Origin of the sequence: Cellulomonas olei, assembly GCF_039548315.1 — a bacterium.
Lineage (GTDB): Bacteria > Actinomycetota > Actinomycetes > Actinomycetales > Cellulomonadaceae > Cellulomonas.
The window spans coordinates 21,404-40,675 of record NZ_JBCLVN010000062.1 but is presented as its reverse complement, the minus strand read 5'-3'; the positions used below and the strand labels follow the sequence as shown (position 1 = coordinate 40,675).

General features: G+C 75.8%; 19 protein-coding genes and 1 riboswitch. Of the genes, 7 read left to right on the top strand and 12 right to left on the bottom strand.

The window, feature by feature from the left end; genetic code table 11:
* The 7 genes from AAHH18_RS15990 to AAHH18_RS15960 all read right to left on the bottom strand — a co-directional run.
* Positions 1 to 1,527: ABC transporter ATP-binding protein (locus AAHH18_RS15990; RefSeq protein WP_343302298.1), on the bottom strand; the 1,527-nt coding region annotated here is incomplete at its 3' end.
* Positions 1,524 to 2,081, bottom strand: a complete 558-nt coding sequence (locus tag AAHH18_RS15985) for a GbsR/MarR family transcriptional regulator (RefSeq protein WP_283319303.1) — start codon at positions 2,079 to 2,081, stop codon at positions 1,524 to 1,526. The genes AAHH18_RS15990 and AAHH18_RS15985, both read right to left, overlap by 4 nt.
* Positions 2,078 to 3,526, bottom strand: a complete 1,449-nt coding sequence (locus tag AAHH18_RS15980; RefSeq protein ID WP_343302297.1) for a serine hydrolase — start codon at positions 3,524 to 3,526, stop codon at positions 2,078 to 2,080. Before AAHH18_RS15980 ends, AAHH18_RS15985 begins: the two co-directional genes overlap by 4 nt.
* Before the next feature lie 77 nt (positions 3,527 to 3,603).
* Positions 3,604 to 4,515, bottom strand: coding sequence for an ABC transporter permease (locus AAHH18_RS15975; protein WP_343302296.1), 912 nt, complete (start codon positions 4,513 to 4,515; stop codon positions 3,604 to 3,606).
* Entirely contained in the window at positions 4,508 to 5,434 is a 927-nt protein-coding gene (locus tag AAHH18_RS15970; protein ID WP_343302295.1) for an ABC transporter permease, read from the bottom strand. Before AAHH18_RS15970 ends, AAHH18_RS15975 begins: the two co-directional genes overlap by 8 nt.
* Positions 5,431 to 6,831: a M14 family zinc carboxypeptidase gene (locus AAHH18_RS15965; protein WP_343302294.1), complete on the bottom strand. Its 1,401-nt coding sequence runs from the start codon at positions 6,829 to 6,831 to the stop codon at positions 5,431 to 5,433. The genes AAHH18_RS15970 and AAHH18_RS15965 overlap by 4 nt, the downstream gene beginning before the upstream one ends.
* On the bottom strand, positions 6,828 to 8,438 hold the full coding sequence (locus AAHH18_RS15960) for a peptide ABC transporter substrate-binding protein (protein WP_343302293.1): 1,611 nt from the start codon (positions 8,436 to 8,438) through the stop codon (positions 6,828 to 6,830). The genes AAHH18_RS15965 and AAHH18_RS15960 overlap by 4 nt, the downstream gene beginning before the upstream one ends.
* Before the next feature lie 160 nt (positions 8,439 to 8,598).
* Here AAHH18_RS15960 and AAHH18_RS15955 point away from each other — a divergent pair, with 160 nt between their 5' ends.
* Both AAHH18_RS15955 and AAHH18_RS15950 read left to right on the top strand, forming a co-directional pair.
* Entirely contained in the window at positions 8,599 to 9,372 is a 774-nt protein-coding gene (locus AAHH18_RS15955) for an FMN-binding negative transcriptional regulator (protein ID WP_343302292.1), read from the top strand.
* A gap of 40 nt (positions 9,373 to 9,412) precedes the next feature.
* Positions 9,413 to 10,894, top strand: a complete 1,482-nt coding sequence (locus AAHH18_RS15950; RefSeq protein ID WP_343302291.1) for an amidohydrolase — start codon at positions 9,413 to 9,415, stop codon at positions 10,892 to 10,894.
* A 7-nt stretch (positions 10,895 to 10,901) separates the two neighbouring features.
* Here AAHH18_RS15950 and AAHH18_RS15945 read toward each other — a convergent pair whose 3' ends face one another.
* Entirely contained in the window at positions 10,902 to 11,480 is a 579-nt protein-coding gene (locus AAHH18_RS15945) for a cysteine hydrolase family protein (protein ID WP_343302290.1), read from the bottom strand.
* 135 nt (positions 11,481 to 11,615) lie between these two features.
* Between AAHH18_RS15945 and AAHH18_RS15940 the strand changes: the two genes are divergently transcribed.
* The 4 genes from AAHH18_RS15940 to AAHH18_RS15925 all read left to right on the top strand — a co-directional run bounded on the left by AAHH18_RS15940 (position 11,616) and on the right by AAHH18_RS15925 (position 14,023).
* On the top strand, positions 11,616 to 12,053 hold the full coding sequence (locus tag AAHH18_RS15940) for a hypothetical protein (protein ID WP_343302289.1): 438 nt from the start codon (positions 11,616 to 11,618) through the stop codon (positions 12,051 to 12,053).
* 125 nt (positions 12,054 to 12,178) lie between these two features.
* Positions 12,179 to 12,466, top strand: a complete 288-nt coding sequence (purS, locus tag AAHH18_RS15935; RefSeq protein WP_222170431.1) for a phosphoribosylformylglycinamidine synthase subunit PurS — start codon at positions 12,179 to 12,181, stop codon at positions 12,464 to 12,466.
* Entirely contained in the window at positions 12,466 to 13,161 is a 696-nt protein-coding gene (gene purQ, locus AAHH18_RS15930; protein ID WP_283319313.1) for a phosphoribosylformylglycinamidine synthase subunit PurQ, read from the top strand. The genes purS and purQ overlap by 1 nt, the downstream gene beginning before the upstream one ends.
* A gap of 178 nt (positions 13,162 to 13,339) precedes the next feature.
* Positions 13,340 to 14,023 (top strand): hypothetical protein, encoded by a 684-nt coding sequence (locus AAHH18_RS15925; RefSeq protein ID WP_343302288.1) that lies wholly within the window; start codon positions 13,340 to 13,342, stop codon positions 14,021 to 14,023.
* A gap of 182 nt (positions 14,024 to 14,205) precedes the next feature.
* Here AAHH18_RS15925 and AAHH18_RS15920 read toward each other — a convergent pair whose 3' ends face one another.
* From AAHH18_RS15920 to AAHH18_RS15910, 3 genes are read right to left on the bottom strand one after another with little or no spacing between them, the layout of a single operon-like run.
* Positions 14,206 to 15,459, bottom strand: a complete 1,254-nt coding sequence (locus AAHH18_RS15920) for an O-succinylhomoserine sulfhydrylase (RefSeq protein WP_343302287.1) — start codon at positions 15,457 to 15,459, stop codon at positions 14,206 to 14,208.
* Positions 15,456 to 15,887: a rhodanese-like domain-containing protein gene (locus AAHH18_RS15915; RefSeq protein ID WP_459349156.1), complete on the bottom strand. Its 432-nt coding sequence runs from the start codon at positions 15,885 to 15,887 to the stop codon at positions 15,456 to 15,458. The genes AAHH18_RS15920 and AAHH18_RS15915 overlap by 4 nt, the downstream gene beginning before the upstream one ends.
* Positions 15,884 to 16,087 carry a DUF1737 domain-containing protein gene (locus tag AAHH18_RS15910; RefSeq protein WP_343302286.1) on the bottom strand — a complete coding sequence of 68 codons (204 nt, stop codon included), beginning with the start codon at positions 16,085 to 16,087 and terminating at the stop codon, positions 15,884 to 15,886. The genes AAHH18_RS15915 and AAHH18_RS15910 overlap by 4 nt, the downstream gene beginning before the upstream one ends.
* A 216-nt stretch (positions 16,088 to 16,303) precedes the next feature.
* A riboswitch (SAM riboswitch) is annotated at positions 16,304 to 16,419 on the top strand.
* Positions 16,420 to 16,468: 49 nt separating this feature from the next.
* On the opposite strand from AAHH18_RS15910, the gene AAHH18_RS15905 reads away from it, so the two are divergent.
* Positions 16,469 to 17,842, top strand: coding sequence for an aminotransferase class V-fold PLP-dependent enzyme (locus tag AAHH18_RS15905; protein WP_343302285.1), 1,374 nt, complete (start codon positions 16,469 to 16,471; stop codon positions 17,840 to 17,842).
* A 6-nt stretch (positions 17,843 to 17,848) separates the two neighbouring features.
* Here the strand turns inward: AAHH18_RS15905 and AAHH18_RS15900 are convergent, their stop codons facing one another.
* Positions 17,849 to 18,472, bottom strand: a complete 624-nt coding sequence (locus AAHH18_RS15900; protein ID WP_343302284.1) for a pentapeptide repeat-containing protein — start codon at positions 18,470 to 18,472, stop codon at positions 17,849 to 17,851.
* Positions 18,473 to 19,272 lie beyond the last annotated feature (800 nt).

Here is a 19,272-nt window from a genome sequence, read left to right as displayed (position 1 = left end):
CTCCACGAGCCGGCCGCGGTGCATGACGGCGACGCGGTCGGCGAGCTCGTCCACGACGGCCAGGTCGTGGCTGATGAACAGGCACGCGAACCGCAGCCGCTGCTGGATCGACCGGAACAGCTCCAGCACCGTGGCCTGCACGGAGACGTCCAGGGCCGAGGTCGGCTCGTCGGCGATGAGCAGCTCCGGGTCGAGCGAGACGGCGCGCGCGATGGACACCCGCTGCCGCTGGCCGCCGGACAGCTCGTGCGGGTACCGGGACGCCCAGGCGGCGGGCAGCTCGACGCTCTCGAGCAGCTCGGCGACGCGTGCGTCGAGGGCCGGCCCCCGCAGCCCCGCGTGCACGCGCAGCGGCTCCGCGACGGACTCCCCGACGGTGTACCGGGGGTTGAGCGACGCGGCCGGGTTCTGGAACACGACGCCGATGCGGGTGCGCGCGGCCCGCACGGCGCGCGGGGTGTCCGTCCCGAGGCGGGTGCCGACCACCTCGACCGTCCCGGAGGTGAGCGGCGCCAGGCCGAGCGCGCACCGGCCGAGCGTGGACTTGCCGGATCCGGACTCGCCGACCAGCGCCACCATCTCCCCGGGCTGCACCCGCAGCGTCACGTCGTCGACGGCCCGCACGACGCGCCCGCGGCGGTTGCGGTACTCCACGACGAGCCGCTCGACGTTGAGGGCCGGGCGCTCGCGGTCGTCGGCGGCGCTGTCCCGGGCGGGCGCGCCGATGCGCGGCACCGCGGCCAGCAGCGTGCGGGTGTACGCGGCGGCAGGTGCGGCGAACAGGGCGGCGACCTCGGCCGTCTCGACCACCTCGCCGTCGCGCATGACGACGACCCGGTCGGCCAGGTCGGCCACCACGCCCATGTCGTGCGTGATGAGGACGATCGCGGCGGACGTGCGCTCCCGCAGCCGGCGCAGCACGTCCAGCACCTCCTGCTGCACGGTGACGTCCAGCGCGGTGGTCGGCTCGTCGGCGACGAGGATCTCCGGGTCGCAGGCCAGGGCCATCGCGATCATCACGCGCTGCGCCTGCCCGCCCGAGAGCTGGTGCGGGTAGAACCGCAGCCGCTCCTCGGGGTCGGGCAGCTCGACCATGCGCAGCAGCTCGACCGCGCGGGCGGTGCGCTGCGCGCGCGTCAGGCCGGGGACGTGCCGGCGCAGCATCTCGCGGAGCTGGTAGCCGACCGTGAACACCGGGTCCAGCGCGTTGCCCGGGTCCTGGAAGATCATCGCGATCCGCCGGCCGCGCACCTCGGACAGCGCGCGGCGGTCGAGGCCCACGAGCTCCTGGTCGCCCAGGCGGGCGCTGCCGCTGACGCGGGCGGTGCCGGGCAGCAGGCCGAGCAGCGCGAGGGACGACACGGACTTGCCGGAGCCGGACTCGCCGACCACCGCGAGGACCTCGCCCGGCAGCAGGTCGTACGACACGCCGCGCACCGCGTGGACGTCCGGGGAGCGCCCGCCGTCGACGCGGAACGTCACGGTCAGGTCGCGCACCCGCAGCACGGGCTCGGTGGTGGCGCTCACGGTGCTCCTGGGGTCTCGGGAGGGGTGGGGGCGGGAGGGGCGGCGGCGGTGTCGGCGGCGGCCAGGGCGTCGCGGTGGGCCTCCCAGTCCGCGAGCATCTGGCGGTGGTAGCCGGCGAGCCACTCGAAGTAGTTGCGGGCGTTGAGCAGGCGCCGTCGCGGGCCGGGGTCGGTCTCCGAGACGGCCATCAGCCCGGAGTCGATGACCCGCTGGAGCCGCGGCAGGTACGTGCGCTCGCTCGCGAGCCACGAGCCCCAGATGTCGTCCTCGGCGCGGAAGTAGTGGTTCCGGTCGCCGGGGATGGAGTGCCGCAGGATGAAGCCGATCTCGACGAGGTGCCGCGTGGCGGTCGACACGGCGCCGGCCGACGCCTGCAGCAGCGTGGCGATCTGCTGGGACGACAGGTAGGGCCGGTCGATGATCATGAGCAGGCCGACGACGCGGCCCTCCATGCGCGAGCTGTTCGCGTTGTCCCACGTGGAGGCGAACTGCTCGATCCACTCGAGGGCGTCGTCGTCGAGGGTGGGCTCGGCGGGGTCCGGGGCGGTCGTCATGCGCTCACCGTAGGGGCGGGCAGGGCGCCGGCACGCCGGACCGTCATCGCGGTCCGGCGTGCCCGGAACTCGGCCAGCGGCCAGGACGTCATCGCGGCACGGACGCTGGTCACGGTGCCGTCGGCGTCGCGCTCGTAGGTGAGCCGCTCGCCGACGGTCCCGAACCCGGGGCCGCGGTGGATCTGCAGCGCGTCCGGCCCGGCGACGGTGAGCTCCTCGTAGGCGGCGACCGGGTCCGGGGCGGAGGGCCGCAGCAGCACCAGCCGGTCCCCGAGCTCGGCGACGTCCATGACGCCCCACAGGTTCGCGAACCGGCCGGTGTAGTCGGCGAGCGGGCGTGCGCCCGCCGCGGCCTCCCCACCCGGCCCGGGCGCCTCGGGCGCCTTCAGGGCCAGGTCGACCAGCTTGATCAGCCCGACGGCGATCGGGTCGGCGGGGCCGTCCACCGCGTTGGTGAGCACGCTGACGACGAGGCCGTCCTCCGGGTCGACGTAGGTGCGCGTGATGTGCCCGGGGTAGCCGCCGGAGTGCCCGACCACCTCCCGGTCGCCGATGGTGTGCCGGTCCATGCCGACGCCGTACCGGCCGACCTCGGTGCCGTAGGCGGTGACGATCGACTCGAGCCGCTGCATGAGGCGCTTGGACGCGTCGGTGAGCAGCCGCTCGTCGCCGAGCACGTGCGCGGAGCCGTAGGCGGACAGCTCGGCCGCGGTCGAGTAGAAGCCGGTCGCCGCCGCCATCGCGCGGGTGTCGACGTGCTCGATGCGCTCGCGGCGGTCGTCGGCGTCCAGCAGCCCGGTGTGCCCGGCGGCGTACTCGGACGCGCGCGCGGGGTCGTACTCGGCGCCGGTGCGCGTGAGCCCGAGCGGCTCGACGACGGCGCGGTGCAGGTGCTGCGCGTAGGGCAGCCCCGTGACCTCCTCGATGACGAGGCCGAGCAGCGAGTAGCCGACGTTCGAGTACTTGAAGTGCTCGTTCGGGCCGTACACCTCGCCGTGCGCGAGGACGTCGGCCAGCAGCGCCTCCCGGTCGGGGAACGGCCCGTCGAGCTGCCAGAAGTCCGCGCGGTCGCCGTCGCGGACCACCCCCGCCTGGTGCCCGAGCACCTCGCGGAGCGTCCGCGACGCCAGCGGCGAGGCGGCGAGCTCCGGGACGTACGTGCCGAGCGTGTCGTCCAGCCGCAGCCGGCCCTGCTCCACGAGCTGCATCACGGCCGTCGCGGTGAACGTCTTGGAGTGCGACGCGATCCGGAACAGGTGCCCGGTGGTGAGCGGCTCCCCGGTCGTCACGTCGGCCACGCCCCACGCCGCGTCCAGCAGCAGCTCGCCGTCCACCCGCACGGCCACCTGGACGCCGGTCGCGCGGCGGTACGCGGCCTGCTGCTCCACCCACGACCACAGGTAGGGGGCGGCGGATCGGACGGTCTGGGCGGTGCGGTCGGACATCGGGTGGTGCCTCTCGGTCGGCGGGCCCGCGGTCGGCGGGCCGGGTCGGTCGGGTCGGGTGGGCCCCGGTCGCGCGGTCAGCGCGACCTCGGGTCCAGGGTGTCGCGCAGCACGTCACCCAGGGTGATCATCGCGAGGACGGTCACGGTCAGGAACAGGCTCGGGAACACGAGCATGTGCGGGGAGGTCTGGAAGTACGCCTGCGCGCTGGAGAGCTGCAGGCCCCAGGAGATCGACGGCGCGCGCAGCCCGAGCCCGAGGAACGTCAGCGTGGACTCCGAGACGATGACGCCGCCGACCATCGTGGTCGCGACGGCCAGCACCGGCCCGATGGAGTTCGGCAGCACGTACCGCGCGATGATCCGCCGGTCCCGCAGGCCCATCGCCCGTGCCGCCTCCACGTAGGGGGCGTCCCGCACCGCGCGCACGGACGACCGCACGAGGCGCGCCATCGTCGGCCAGGAGAACAGCGCGAGCACCAGGGCGACCGTGACGGCGGAGCGGGTGCCGATGGACGTCAGCACCACGACGGCCCCGAGCAGGAACGGGAAGCCGAGGAACACGTCGGTGAGCCGGGCGATCAGCCGGTCCGCGAACCCGCCGTAGAACCCGGCGGCCGTCCCCAGGACGAGCGCGACGAGCAGCGCGATGACGGTGCACAGCACCCCGACCGTGAGGGAGGCGCGGGTGCCGTACACGACGTTCGCGAACACGTCGCAGCCCTGCACGTCGGTGCCGAACACGTGGTCGCCGCCGGGCGGGCGGGCGCTCGCGGACAGGTCGCACACGCGCGGGTCCGGCTGGCCGAACAGCCCGGCGAACGCCTGCGGGGCGACGGCGACGAGGGCGAGCAGCGCGAGGACGACGGCGCAGACCCAGAACAGGGGCCGGCGCCGCAGCGTGCGCCACACCCCGCGGGGCGTGGCCGGCCCGGCGGCGGGGGCGCCCTGCGCCGGGTCGAGCGCGGTCGCGGCGATCGTCTCACTCATGGCGGATCCTCGGGTCGAGCACGGACGACAGCAGGTCCACGACGAGGTTGGTCAGCAGGAACACGATGATCAGCGCCGTGGAGACGCCCACCACCGTCGGGCCCTCGTGGGTGCGGATCGCCTGGAACAGCAGGTTCCCGACGCCCGGCAGGTTGAACACGCCCTCGACGACGACGGTGCCGCCGAGCAGGTAGCCGAGGTCGATCGCCAGAAACGTCAGCACCGGGATGGCGGAGTTGCGCATCACGTGGACGCCGACCACCTCGCGGCGCCGCAGGCCCTTGGCCCACAGCGTCCGCACGAAGTCGGACTGCAGGGTGTCGACCACGCTGCCGCGCATGAGGCGCGTGACGGACGCGAGCCCGAACACCGCGATGACGAGGGCGGGCAGCAGGTACGAGGTCGGCCAGCCCGCCGTGGTGCCGGCGACCGGGAACCAGCCGAGCCGCACGCCGAACAGCAGCTGGGCGGACACCGCCACCACGAACACCGGGATGCTGGTCGCGAGGATCGTCCCGGCCAGCACCAGCCGGTCCGCGGTGCGCCCGCGCCGCAGGCCCGCGAACAGGCCGAGGAGCACGCCGAGCACCACCTCGATGCCCCACGCCGTGAGCGCGAGCGTGATGGTGACCGGCCAGCGCAGCGACATGCGCTCGCCGACCGACTGGCCCGTGAAGTTGGTCCCCAGGTCGCCCTGCACCAGGCCGCCGAGGTAGCGGGCGTACTGCTGGAGCACCGGCTCGTCCAGGTGGTAGCGGTCGCGCAGCTCCGCCACGACGTTCGGGGGCAGCGGCCGGTCGCCGCCGAGCGCCTGGATCGGGTCGCCCGGCAGGGCGAAGACCATGAGGTAGATGATGAGCGTGACGCCGAGGAACACCAGGACGAGCTCGGCGACGCGGCGGACGAGGTAGCGGCTCACCGGCCACCGCCCGCCCGGTCCGCCAGGCACCGCACGGTCGCCAGCGCCGCGCCGTACTGCACGCCGACGAGCTTCTCGACCGGCAGCACCTGCACGCCGGTCACGCCCTCGGCCTCCGCGACCCACTCCTCGTACAGCGCGCGCCCGCGGTCCAGCACCCGGCGGACGCGCGCGGTGGCGATGCCCGCGGCCACCTCGGCGTCGAGCGCGCGCAGCAGCATCCCGCCGAACCGCAGCCGGAAGCACCGCACCACGTCCTCGGTGCTGAACACCTCGGCTGCGGTGGCCGGGCGGGACGTCCCGGGCCGGGCGGCCCGCGCGATCTCCGTGCGGCCGGACACCGACATCATCGGGACGAACGCCTCGCTGGCCCGCAGGAACGGCGTGCGCACGGACAGGTCCGGCCGGGCCTCGTCGAGCAGGCCGGCGAGCGCGCCGCCCAGCTCGAGCAGCGCCTCGCCCTTCGCCCGCACGACGTCCGCGTAGTCCGCCGAGGTCGGCGTGTCGTCCTCGGCCAGCGGGTGCGACCAGTAGGGCAGCTCCGCGACCAGGCTGACCGTGCCGTACCGGGCGGCGTAGGCCGCGGAGGACTCGCCCCCGACCATCGACGCGGCGTCCAGGCCGAGGGAGTCGAGGTACTCGTACTCGTCGCGGGTCGACATCGCCCAGTACACGGCCGGGGCCATGCGCCGCAGCGAGGGCGACTCGGGCTCGCCGGTGTCGAGCGGCAGGCCCAGCGCCCGCGGCACCGCGTGCAGGGCGGGCACGACGCCGGGCACGTCCTCGCTCACGTAGTAGTAGACGCCGCCCATCTCGGCGTTGTGCAGCGACATCATCAGCTCGGGCCGCACGTCGTCGATGAGCCGCATCAGCGCCTGCGTCTCGGGGATCACCGCGTCGAACCAGGCGTCCCGGTGCGCGAACGGGAACGACCACTCCACCTGCTCGTCCGGGGCCGGGCGGTAGAACCGGCGCGCGTACGCGGTGCGGTCGGTCGGGTCCGCGAACCAGCCCTCGTTGAGGCGGGTGCCGTCCGGGTCGATGCACGGCACGAGGTGCCAGGTCGACGCGCTCGCCTCCCGCAGCTCCTCGTCGGCGACCAGCTCGGCGGCCAGGTGCTGCAGCGTGCGGAACCCGATCGGCTCGTTGGGGTGGACCCCGGCGAACAGGAGCTGGGGGCGCGGCCCGTGGCCGACGGCGTACGACCACAGCGGCTCGCCGAGCCGGGAGGTCCCGATGCGCCGGCGCCGCACCAGCCCGGGGTGGTCGCCGGCCAGGGCGTCGAACCAGGCGAGCAGCGCGTCGACGCCCGGGAAGTCGTGCAGGGGAGGCACGCGGCGGACCCGCTCGAGGACGTCCTCGAGCGAGCCCGCCGCGCCGGTGGTGCGCCGGCTCATGCGCCCTCGGCCAGCGTCACGGCGGCGTACGTCGGGTTGCCGACCGCCGAGGTCGGCAGGTCCGCGACGCGCTCCGACGTCACGTAGGAGTAGGTCTCGAAGAACAGCGGCGGCGCCGGGAAGTCCTCCATGATCCGCTCCTGCACCGCGGCGTAGGCGTCGGCCGCGTCCGCGGCGTCCACCTGGGCGTCGGCGGTGGCGATGAGCTCGGCGACCTCCGGCTCGTAGTACGGGATGCAGTTGGCGCAGCCGCCGCCGTCCACGTAGAACGCCCGCAGCGTGTTCTGCTGGCTGGGGTACAGCGCGCCCCAGCGGGAGAAGAACGGCCCGTCGACGTCCCCGTTCAGCCGGGTCTCGTAGAACTCGGCCCAGTCCGTGCTGGGGGTGGCGACCGACTCGACGCCGAGGTTCTGCCGGAGCTGGTTGGCGATGGCGGTGTAGAGCTCGTCCAGGCCGATGCCGCCGGGGTAGTAGATGTCGATGGTGCCGTCGAACCCGCCGGCCTCGTCGAGCAGGGCCTTGGCGGCGTCGGGGTCGTACTCGCACAGCTCGCCGCAGATGCCCTCGGGCGTGCCGGCCTCGACCGCCGGGGTGAGCGCGGTGGCGGGCGTGAAGGTGCCGCCGTAGATGACCTCGTCGATGGTCTCCCGGTCGATCGCCATGGAGATCGCCTGGCGCACCCGGACGTCGGAGTAGCGCTCGTCCCACAGCGGCAGGCCGAGGTAGGAGATGCCGGGCGCCTCGAAGGAGTACAGCCGGTCGCCGAAGTCCGCGGGCGCCTGCTGGAGGCGGGAGGCCGGGACGCCGACGACGTCGAGGTTGCCGGCCTGCACGTCGGTGTAGGCGGTCGTGGTGTCCGCGTACGGCACGAAGCTGATCCGGTCCACCGACGGCGCCGGGCCCTGGTAGTCCGCGTAGCGCTCGACCACCAGCGGCTCGTTCTCGACGTAGTCGTCCGTGAGCGCGAACGGGCCGTTGCCGACCGGGTGCCGGTTGTACGCGTCGAAGTCGTCGGCGGCGGTGGCGGGCATCGGGTACATCGCCGTCTGGCCCTGGCTGAGCTGGAGGGGGAACTGCCCGTCGGGGCCGGTCAGCTCGACGGTGAACGTCAGGTCGTCCACCACCGTCAGGCCGGACATCTCGGTGGTGGTGGGCTCGCCCTCGGCGGGGTTGAGGTCGGCGTAGCCCACGACGTTCGCGAGCTGGCCGGTGTTCTCGAACGCGTTCGGGCCGTACGCCACCGCGTTCCAGGAGTCGACGTAGTCCTGGGCGGTCACCGGGGTGCCGTCGTGGAACGTCCAGCCGTCCTTGAGCGTGATGGTCCAGGTCGTCGCGTCGTCGGACTCGACCGACTCGGCGGCCAGCATCGTCAGGTCGCCGGCGTCGTCCGCCCAGGTCAGCGAGGACCACACGGCCATGCTGAAGTCGTAGGCGACGGTCTGGCGGCCGGGGATGATCTGGGCCGGGTCGGTGACGCCCACGCTGATCGCGCCGCCGCCGGTCGCGGTGGAGGCGGCGTCGTCGGACCCGCCGCCGCCGCTGCACGCGGCGAGGGTCAGGGAGAGCGCGAGGGCTCCGGCCAGCAGCCGGGGTCGCGTCGAGTTCATGGGGAGCCTCCACATCCGGGGGTGCCTCGGGGGTGGCTCAGTCGACCGTGGGCAGCGACGACCCGTCAATAGGGTGAGTGCTGAAAGTTCAGTAGGAAATGAATCTTTAACGTGTCCGACACGCGCGGGTGCTGCCGCCCGGGCCCGTCGCGGTGGTTGCATGGGGCACGTGATCCACACCGAGGACTACGTGCTCACCGACGAGGCGCGCGTGCGGGACCTCGTGCGGGAGCACGGCTGGGCGACGCTCGTGTCGGCGACCGCCGACGGGCCGGTCGCGTCGCACGTGCCGATCCTGCTGGAGGAGGGGGCTCCGGGGGAAGACCCGGCCGCGCGGCCGGGCGCCGCGCCCGGACCGGACGGCCCCGCCGACCCGCTGCCCGCCGCCCCGCGCCGGCCCGGGCGGCACGCGCGCGCCCTGCCGGACCGGTTCACCGTCCCCGCGGCGCCCCTGAGCGTGCTGAGCCACCTCGGCCGGCCGGACGAGCTGCTGCACGACGTCGACGGCACCCGGGAGCACCTGCTCGTGGTCGAGGGGCCGTACGGCTACGTCTCGCCGGGCTGGTACGGCTACGCGCCCGCCGTGCCGACCTGGAACTACGTGGCCGTGCACCTGTACGGGACGCTCGAGCTGCTCGGCCCCGAGGAGTCGTACGCCGTCATGGGCGCGACCGTCGACCGGTACGAGGCCCCGATGCCCGACCCGGTCCGGATGCCCGACGTCGAGGGCTACGCCCGCCGCATCGCGCCCGGCGCCGTGGGGTTCCGGATGCGCGTCACGCGCTGGCAGGGCAAGGCCAAGCTCAGCCAGGACAAGCCCCGCGAGGTCGCCGAGCGCGTCGCCACCGCCCTCGAGGACGACCCGCACTACGCCAACCCGGGGCTCGCCGCGGCGATGCGTGCCGAGCTCGCCCGCCGACCCGACCAGGGTTGACGCCCCGCGGGCGCCCGCCCGCCGCACCGAACGGAGTCCCATGTCCCGACCGCTCGTCCTCACCCGCGCGCGCCTGCTGGGCGCCGCCCGCACCGTCGACGTGCTGCTGCGCGACGGGCGGGTGCACGCCGTGGGGCCGGACCTCGCCCGCACGGCCGGAGCCGGCGTCGAGCAGGTCGACCTGGACGGGCGCACCGTCGTCCCGGGGCTCTGGGACCAGCACACCCACCTGACGCAGTGGGCGCTCGCGCGCCAGCGGCTCGACGTCTCGGGCGCCACGTCGGCGGCGCACGCGGTCCGCCTGGTCACCGAGCGCCTCGCCGCGACCGTCATGCTGCCCGGCACCGCGCTGGTGGGCTACGGGTTCCGCGACGGGCTGTGGCCGGACGAGCCGACGTCCGCGCTGCTCGACGCCGCCGTGGGGGAGACGCCCGTCGTCCTGGTGTCGGGTGACCTGCACTGCGCGTGGTTCAGCACGGCCGGGCTGCGGTACGCGGGCGTGCCGGCGCACCCCACGGGCCTGCTGCGCGAGACGGAGTGGCTGCCGCTGACCGCCGTCGTCGACCAGGTGCCCGACGAGGTGGCGGACGCCTGGGTCGCGGACGCGGCGCGCGCGGCCGCCCGGCGGGGCGTGGTCGGGGTGGTCGACTACGAGATCACCGAGAACCTCGGCCCGTGGCGGCGGCGCACGGCGGCGGGGTTCGACTCCCTGCGCGTCCGCGCCGGCGTCTGGGAGCCGTTCCTCGACCGGGTGCTCGCCGAGGAGCTGCGCACGGGCGACGTCGTCGTCGGCACCGGCGGCCTGCTGCAGCAGGGGCCGCTCAAGGTCGTCACCGACGGCTCGCTCAACACCCGCACCGCCTACTGCCACGACCCGTACCCCGGCCTGAGCGGCCCGGACGCCCACGGCGTGCTGTCCGTGCCGCCCGAGCACCTCGTGCCGCTCATGACGCACGCCCACCGCAAGGGCCTCACGTGCGCGATCCACGCGATCGGGGACCACGCCAACACGCTCGCCCTCGACGCGTTCGAGGCGTCCGGCGCGCGCGGCTCGGTGGAGCACGCCCAGCTGCTCGTCGACGCGGACGTCGCCCGGTTCGCGGCGCTCGACGTCGTCGCCTCCGTGCAGCCCGAGCACGCCGTGGACGACCGGGACGTCGCCGACCGCCACTGGGCGGGCCGCACGCACCGCGCGTTCCCGTTCGCCACCCTGGCCGCCGCGGGGGTGCGGCTCGCGCTCGGCTCGGACGCGCCCGTCGCGCCGCTCGACCCGTGGATCGCCGTGGCGGCCGCGGTGGAGCGCACCCGCGACGGACGCGAGCCCTGGCACCCGGAGCAGCGGCTCGACCTGCTGACGGCCCTGCGCGCCTCCACCGACGGGCAGCCGCTGACGCTCGCCGTCGGGGCGCCCGCCGACCTGGCGGTGCTCGACGCCGACCCGCTGTCGGCGTCGACCGCGCTGCGGGAGCTGCCGGTCGCCGGGACGCTGCTCGCGGGGCGCTGGACGCACCGGGAGCTGTGAGGGCGGGTCAGGCCGCCGGGCGCTCCGCCGCCGCGAGCACGTCCGCCGTCGCGACCACGCGCGCGAACCCGCCGCCGTGCAGGTTCGTGACGGTCGCGCGGGCGAGGTCCTCGGCGCGGAGCACCGTCCCGTCCGGCCCCGCCAGGTCGAAGGTGTGCGTGGCGTCGACCGGCAGCACGACGTCGTACCCGAGGTTGCCGGCCATCCGCGCGGTCGTCTCGACGCACATGTTGGTCTGGATCCCGCAGAGCACGAGCTGCCGCACGCCCGCGGCACCCAGCCAGGCGTGCAGGTCGGGCGTGCCGTAGAACGCGGAGTTCACCGTCTTGCGCACCAGCAGCGCCGGCTCCACCCCCGCGACCACCGGCTTCAGCGCGTGCCCGGGCGCGTCCGCCGCCAGCGGCCTGCCCGGCGCCGACACGTGCTGCACGACCACGACCGGGCGACCCGTGCGCCGCCAGGCGGCGAGCAGCGCGCCGATGTTCCCCTCGGCGTCCGGGTTGTCGCGGCGGCCCCAGAACCCGGCGTCGTCGAAGCCCTGCTGCACGTCGATGACGAGGAGGGCGGCGTCCGTGGCGATGTCCATGCCGTCATCGTGGCGCGTCGACCCGGGCCCCCGGGAGGGCCTCCTCCGCCGTCGTGCGTCGATCTCCTGCCGACGGGTGGCAGCACCCAGACGGCCCGGTGCGCCGTCCGGGACCCCGACGTAGCGTCGAGGGCGATGCCTCCCCGCCACCCCGTCTGCCAGGCCCGCGGCGTCGCCGCGCGCACCGCCCTCGGGCTCCACCCGCGCGACGGCCGGCCGGTCGCGTGCTGGGTGGTGCACCCCGCCGACGATGACCCCGCCGCGCGCGCCCCGGTGACGCGGCTCGTCGCGGCGCTCGGCCTCGGCACCCCCGACGACCCGCGCCTGGCGGAGGTCGACGGGCACCGGGCGTCGCTCACCGCGGCCGGCGGCTGGGCCACCCTGTGGGTCGGGGACGGCGACGAGCTGGTGGCCGAGCACGACGACGCCTGGCGCGACGCGCTGCTCGACCGGGGCTGGGCCGTCGTGGTGGTCGGCTACTCGCCGGAGCTGGGCGACGGTCGCACCAGCACCGTCTGGGAGTACCTCACCGGCGGGGCCGAGGCGCACGTGGGCGTGGTGCGGGCGGCCTGACCGCCGGGCGCCGCCGCCGCGTGCGGGACGGACCGCGCCCGCCTGCCGACCGCGCGGACCGGAGCGCCCCCGGCGGTCGGTAGGCTGGGCCCCACCCCCACCGCCGCGAACCAGGGAGCTCACCCGTGGGACGAGTCGTCGTCGATGTGATGCCCAAGCCGGAGATCCTCGACCCGCAGGGCAAGGCCGTCGCCGGGGCGCTGCCGCGGCTCGGGTTCGGCCAGTTCACCTCCGTCCGGCAGGGCAAGCGCTTCGAGCTCGAGGTCGACGGCCCCGTCACCCCCGAGGTGCTCGCGGCCGCGGCCGCCGCCGCCGAGCAGGTGCTGTCCAACCCGGTGATCGAGGACGTCGTGCGGGTCGCCGACTCCGAGGCCGACGCCGCCGCGACCGTCGCCTCGGAGGGTCTGGCCTGATGACCCGCATCGGCGTCGTCACCTTCCCGGGGACGCTCGACGACCGGGACGCCGCGCGGGCCGTGCGGCTCGCGGGCGCCGAGCCGGTCGCGCTCTGGCACGCGGACGCCGACCTGCACGGCGTCGACGCCGTCGTGCTGCCCGGCGGGTTCTCCTACGGCGACTACCTGCGCGCCGGGGCGATCAGCCGCTTCGCGCCCGTCATGGGCGAGGTCGTCGAGGCCGCCGGCAAGGGCATGCCCGTGCTCGGCATCTGCAACGGGTTCCAGGTCCTCACCGAGGCGCACCTGCTGCCCGGCTCGATGATCAAGAACGACCACCTGCACTTCGTCTGCCGCGAGCAGGTGCTGTCGGTGCAGTCCACGGACACGGCCTGGACGCGCGAGTACCGCCAGGGCGAGCGCATCACGATCCCCCTGAAGAACCAGGACGGCCAGTACGTCGCCGACGAGCGCACGCTCGACGAGCTCGAGGGCGAGGGACGCGTGGTCTTCCGCTACGAGGACCACAACCCCAACGGGTCCCGCCGCGGCATCGCCGGCATCAGCAACGCCCGCGGCAACGTCGTCGGCCTCATGCCGCACCCCGAGCACGCGGTCGAGGCGGGCTTCGGGCCGGACGGCGCGCGCGGCCCCCGCAGCGGCACGGACGGGCTGCGGTTCTTCACCTCGGTGATGCGGGCGCTCGTCTCCTGACGGCCGCCGTTCACCGGTGCCCGCCATGTGGACGCGCCGTGGTCCCGCCCCGCGGGGCCGGGCTACGGTGCGTGCGTGTTCCTGAGCCGGGTGTGTTGTCGCTGAGCTGACGACCCCGCGCGCCCGCGGCCGGACGGCCCTCGTCGCGCACCCCGCCTCACCCTTCGAGGACACCCCCATGGCTCAGCACGTGCTGCACCGCGCGCCCGCGGTCGCCACCCGTCTTCCCGTCGCCGCCACCGCTCCCGGCCGCCACCACGTCGCCCTTCCCGCCGGGTTCCCGGCCCCGGGGCCCCGTCGCGTCGACGGGGCCGAGCCGGTCGCCGCCGTGCCGGCCGTGCCCGCACCCGCCGCCGCCGCGACCGTCCGGTCCGCAGCTCCGGCCGCCGCCGGCCCCGACATCCACGTCGGCAGCCCCGACTACGGCGTCCGCACCGTCGAGCTCCGCCCCGGCTCCGAGACCGCGATCGCGCTCGCCGCCGCCCGCGCCGACGTCATCCGCCTCGAGTTCTCCGTGGCCGTGCCGACGGTCGGGGCGCTCGCCCGGGTGGTCGCGCTCGTCGAGGAGGCCGTGGCCGACGCCGGCCGCGACCGCGCCGAGGTGCGGGTGGTGCTGGACCTCGAGGTCGTGCTCGCGTCGGACGAGCGCACCGCCCGCCGCAAGCGCTCGCACCTCGAGTACCTCGACGCCCTGTCCGGCCTGGGCTGGTCGCCCGCCGCGACCCGGGTCGTCACCACGCCGGCCCTGCTGGCCGCCGAGGTGCGCGAGCTCGCGCGCCGCGCCGGTGTCGACGGCGTGGTCCTGCTCCCGCTCGCGGGCGGCCCGGCGGCCGAGGACGAGCTCCGCGCCCTCGTCGCCTGACCCTGCCCCCACCCGCCCCGGCACCCGCGCCTCCCCGCCCCCTCGCCCCCTCGCCCCCTCCCTCTTCCGCCGTTCGGATCCGTTCGTGCGGACTCGCCGGGCGCGTCGGTGCGAACGGATCCGAACCGCGGGATGCGGGGACGGCTCCGTGCGGCGGGCGGGTCGGTGCGTGGCCCCGGGTGTCAGGCCGGGAGCGTGTCGAGGGCCTGGGCGAGGTCGTCGCGGAGGTCCTCGACGTCCTCGAGGCCCACGGACAGCCGCACCGTGGACTCCGCGATGCCGACCGCGGCGCGCCCGGCCGGACCGAGCTTGCGGTGCGTGGTCGTCGCCGGGTGCGTGACGAGGGACTTCGCGTCGCCCAGGTTGTTCGAGATGTCGATGACCCGCAGCGCGTCGAGCACGGCGAACGTCGCGCGCTTCGCCTCGTCCGGCCCCGCGTCCTCCGGCACCCGCAGCCCGAACGTCACGACCGTCCCGCCGCCGTCCTGCTGCGCCCGCGCGAGGGCGTGCTGCGGGTGGGACGGCAGGTACGGGTAGCGCACGCCGGACACGGCGGGGTGCTCCTCCAGCCAGCCGGCCAGCGCGAAGGCGGACGCGGTCTGGTGGCGGACCCGCAGCGACAGCGTCTCCAGGCCCTTGAGCAGCACCCACGCGTTGAACGCGGACAGCGACGGCCCGGTGTTGCGGATCAGCGTCTGCACCGGTCCGTGCACGTACGCGTCGGTGCCGAGGATCGCCCCGCCGAGCACCCGCCCCTGCCCGTCGATGTGCTTGGTCGCCGAGTAGACGACCACGTCCGCGCCGAGCTCCAGGGGCCGCGACAGCACCGGGGTGGCGAACACGTTGTCGACGACGACGACCGCCCCGGCGGCGTGCGCGAGCCGGCTCACGGCGGCGATGTCGACGAGGTCCTGCATCGGGTTCGACGGGGTCTCGAAGAACACCACGTCGGCGGGGGTCGCGAGCGCCGCCTCCCACTGCTCCGGGACGTGCCCGTCCACGTAGTCGGTGCGCACGCCCCAGCCCGCGAGGATCTCGTCGAAGATCACCACGGAGGACCCGAACAGCGCCCGGGCGGCGACGACGCGCGACCCGGAGCGGACCAGGGCGGCGAGCGCCGTGAACACCGCGGACATGCCCGACGCGGTGGCGTAGCAGGCCTCGGCGCCCTCGAGCAGCCGCAGCCGCTCCTCGAACGTCGACACCGTCGGGTTGCCGTAGCGGGAGTACAGGAACCGGTCGGCCTCACCCGCGAACGCCGCCTCGGCGTCGGCGGCACGCTCGTACACGTAGCCCTGCGTGAGGAACAGCGCCTCGGACGTCTCCTGGAACCCGGACCGGACGGTGCCGCCGCGCACGGCGAGCGTGTCGGGGCGCAGCGACTCCCGGGGGAGCCGCTCGTCGCGCCAGTCGCCGGGTCCGGGGGCGGGCCTCACGCGTCCCGCCACGGCAGGCCGGCGGCGCGCCAGCCGGTGTGCCCGCGGCGCCCGTCGGGGCCGACGTCGCCCTCGAAGCCGGTCAGCACGTTGTACGCCGGGCCGAGGCCCGCGGCGGTCGCCGTCGTCGCGGCGGCCACCGACCGGACGCCCGAACGGCACAGGAACACCACCGGGCGCGGCTCGCCCGCGACGATCCCCGCGGCCGCGAGCCCGTCGAGGAACGCCGGGTTGGGGCGGCCGGTCCCGTCGGTCCACTCGACGAACGCGGTCCGCTCGTCGCCGTCGGCGAGCTCCGCGGTGTCCGGGACGCCGATCGTCTGCCACTCGCCCTCGGTGCGGACGTCCACGAGGACGGCGCGCGGGTCGGACGCGAGCAGGTCCCAGGCCTCCTGCGGGGTGAGGTCACCCGCGTACGGGGCGGTCACAGCGGCCGGACCTCGGCGCGCGCCGCCTCGGGCAGCACCACCGCCTGGGCGACCACCACCCGCTGGCCGTCGAAGGTCGCGGCGGGGCTGCCGTGCAGCACGTAGCCCTCGTCGAGGGCGGCGCTCACCCGCTCGCAGAACGTGCGGTCGTCCGGCCCGGTCAGCAGCCGGTAGCGCAGGCGGTCGTCGGTCGTCGTCATGCTCTCCTCCATCGGACCTGGCGGAAGCACCCTCGGCCGGCCCGTGCTCGTGGGAGCCCCGGGCCGCGGGTTGCTGCGGCGTCGACGAGCCAGATCTCTCGGCCGCTCTGGATGGTGCGGCGATGCTACGCCATGCCCCGGGCCCCCGGGGCGGGTGAGGCCGCACTGTGGACGACGGTTGACACCCGCGCGGACCGCGCCGCATCCTCGAGCGTAGGTCATGAGCGCCAGCGCGAAGCCCCGGCTCGCTGGCCGGCAACCCTCCCACCGCGGCGGGGTGCCCCGGGTGACGACCTGGCCGTCCACCGACCGGTGGCCGGCAAGCGCGGGGTCGCCCGGTCGGTGACCGGGCCCCCACCGAGATCCACCGGGGGTCCTCCCATGTCCGTCAGCACCCTGTCCTGCGCCACCGCCCTGCTGCCCGTGGTCGGGGGTGACACGCCCGTCCCGCTGGTCGACGGCCGGTCGGTGCCGTACGCCAACCTCGACTACGCCGCGTCCGCGCCCGCTCTGGAGGCGGTGGCCACCCGCGTCGTCGAGGTGCTGCCGCTGTACGCGTCGGTGCACCGCGGCGCCGGGTACCTGTCCCAGGTGTCGACCGCCCTGTACGAGGCGTCCCGCGCGGCGGTCGCCCGGTTCGCCGGCGCCCGGCCCGACGACGTCGCCGTCATCACCCGCAACACCACCGACGCGCTGAACCTGCTGGCCGGCTGCGTCCCGGAGGGCGGGCGCGTGCTCGTGCTGGACGTCGAGCACCACGCGAACCTGCTGCCCTGGGTGCGGTCCGTGCGCGGGTCGGGCCGGGTCGCGACGATCCTGCCGGTGGCGGCGACCGTCGCGGAGACGCTCGCGTCGCTCCGCGCGGAGCTCGCCCGGCAGCCGTACGCGCTCGTCACCGTGACCGGGGCCTCCAACGTGACCGGCGAGTCGCTGCCGCTGGCGTCCGTCGTCGCGCTCGCGCAGGAGGGCGGGGCGCGGGTCGCGGTCGACGGGGCGCAGCTCCTGCCGCACCGGGCGTTCTCGCTGGCGGAGTCGGGGGTCGACTACGTGGCGTTCTCCGGGCACAAGACGTACGCGCCGTTCGGCGCCGGCGCGCTCGTCGGCCGGCGCGACTGGCTGGACGCCGGCACGCCGTACCTCGCGGGCGGCGGCGCCGTCCGGGACGTGCGCACCGACCGCACGCTGTGGCAGCCGGCGCCCGCCCGGCACGAGGGCGGCTCCCCGAACGTGCTGGGCGCGGTGGCGCTCGCGGAGGCGTGCGACGCCCTGTCCGCCCTGCCCGAGGGCGCGCTGGCGGCGCACGAGTCGGCGCTGCGCGACCGGCTGCTCGACGGCCTCGCGGCGGTCCCCGGCGTGCGGGTGCTGCGGCTGTGGCCGGACTCCGCGGACCCGGTCGGCGTCGTGTCGTTCACCGTGGGGGAGCACGACCCGGGCCTCGTCGCCGCGTACCTCTCGGCCGAGCACGGGGTGGGCGTCCGCGACGGCCGGTTCTGCGCGCACCCGCTGCTGGCGCGCGTCGGCGTGACGGGCGGTGCGGTCCGGGCGTCGGTCGGGGTCGGGACGACGGCCGAGGTCGTGGACCGGCTGCTCGACGGCCTGCGCGCCTTCGTCGAGCACGGCCCGCGCGCCCGCTACGAGGTCGTCGACGGCTGCTGGGCGGTGGCCGACGACCCGCGTCCGCGGCCGGCGGTCACGGGCATCGAGTCCATCGCGGCGACGGCGGCGGCCGCGTGCGGCCCGGCCGTGGAGGACTGAGCCCCGTCAGTCCACCGTCACGCCGAGGTGCGCGGCGAGCACCTCGGACAGGTCCACGAGCTGCTCGCGGCTGATCGTCGTGCCCCGCAGGCCCGCGATCCCGTCGACGCCGGCGAGCTCGGCGCCCCGCAGGTCGGTGTCGCGGAGCTGGGCGCGGGTGACGTCGAGCCGGCCGACGCGGCAGTCCGCGAGCGTCACGCGGGCGGCGCGCACGCCCGCGAGGTCCAGGTCCCCGATCGTGCAGCCGGTGAACCGCAGGTCCTGCACCCGGGAGTCGCGCAGGTTGAGGTAGTCGATCTTGCCGCCCTCGACCGTCACCCGGTCCCAGGTGCCGCCGAACGCCTCGACGGCGCCGAACCGGCACCCCCGCAGCGCGACGTCCCGCCACGAGCCCCCGCGCGCCCGCACGGCGCCCGCCCGGCAGTCCGCGAGCGTGGTGTCGACGAGGCGCGCGTGGTCGAGGGTCGCGCCCTCCAGGTCGCAGCCCCGCAGCAGGCACTCGACGAGCCGGGCGCCCTCGCCGTCGGCACCGGAGAGGTCGAGGCCGTCGAGCAGCAGGCGGTCGTAGTCGCCCTCCGGCTCCCAGGTCCCGGTCCAGGGCTCCAGCACGTCCTCGCGGGGGGTGGTCATGCGCCCACCCTCCCACCCGCCACCCACAGCCCCACGCGCCCGCCCGCCCGCCCACTCGCCCGCCCGCCCCCTCCCGCGCACCCCCTCACGCCGAGATGCCAGGACACGCCCGGGATCCGGGCCGCAGCGCCCGCGTGTCCTGGACTCTCGACGCAGCACTCGCGCCCGCGCACGGAGCGCCCGCGCGCTCACGCCCAAGCCCGCGCTCAGCCGCTCACGTTCAGGCCCGCGCTCAGCCGCTCACGTTCAGGCCCGCGCTCAGCCGCTCACGCTCTGGCCCGCGCTCAGCCGCTCTTGCTCTGGCCCTCACGCCGAGATGCCAGGACACGCCCGGGATCCGGGCGGCAGCGCCCGCGTGTCCTGGACTTTCGGCGCGGCGCCCGCGCACGCGAGGGAGCGCCCGCGCGCTCACGCCCAAGCCCGCGCGCAGCCGCTCTTGCTCTGGCCCTCACGCCGCGATGCCAGGACACGCCCGGGATTCGGGCGGCGACGCCCGCGTGTCCTGGACTTTCGGCGCGGCGCCCGCGCACGGGAGGGAGCGCCCGCGCGCCCAGGCCCGCGCGCTCATGCTCAGGCCCGTGCGCTCACGCTCAGGCCTGCGATCAACCCTCCCCCTCTCGCCCTCATGCCGAGACGCCAGGACACGCCCGGGATTCGGGCGGCGACGCCCCCGTGTCCGGGACTTTCGGCGCGGCGCCCGCGCACGCGAGGGAGCGCCCGCGCGCACGGGAGGGAGCGCCCGCGCGCCCAGGCCCGCGCGCTCATGCTCAGGCCCGTGCGCTCACGCTCAGGCCTGCGAT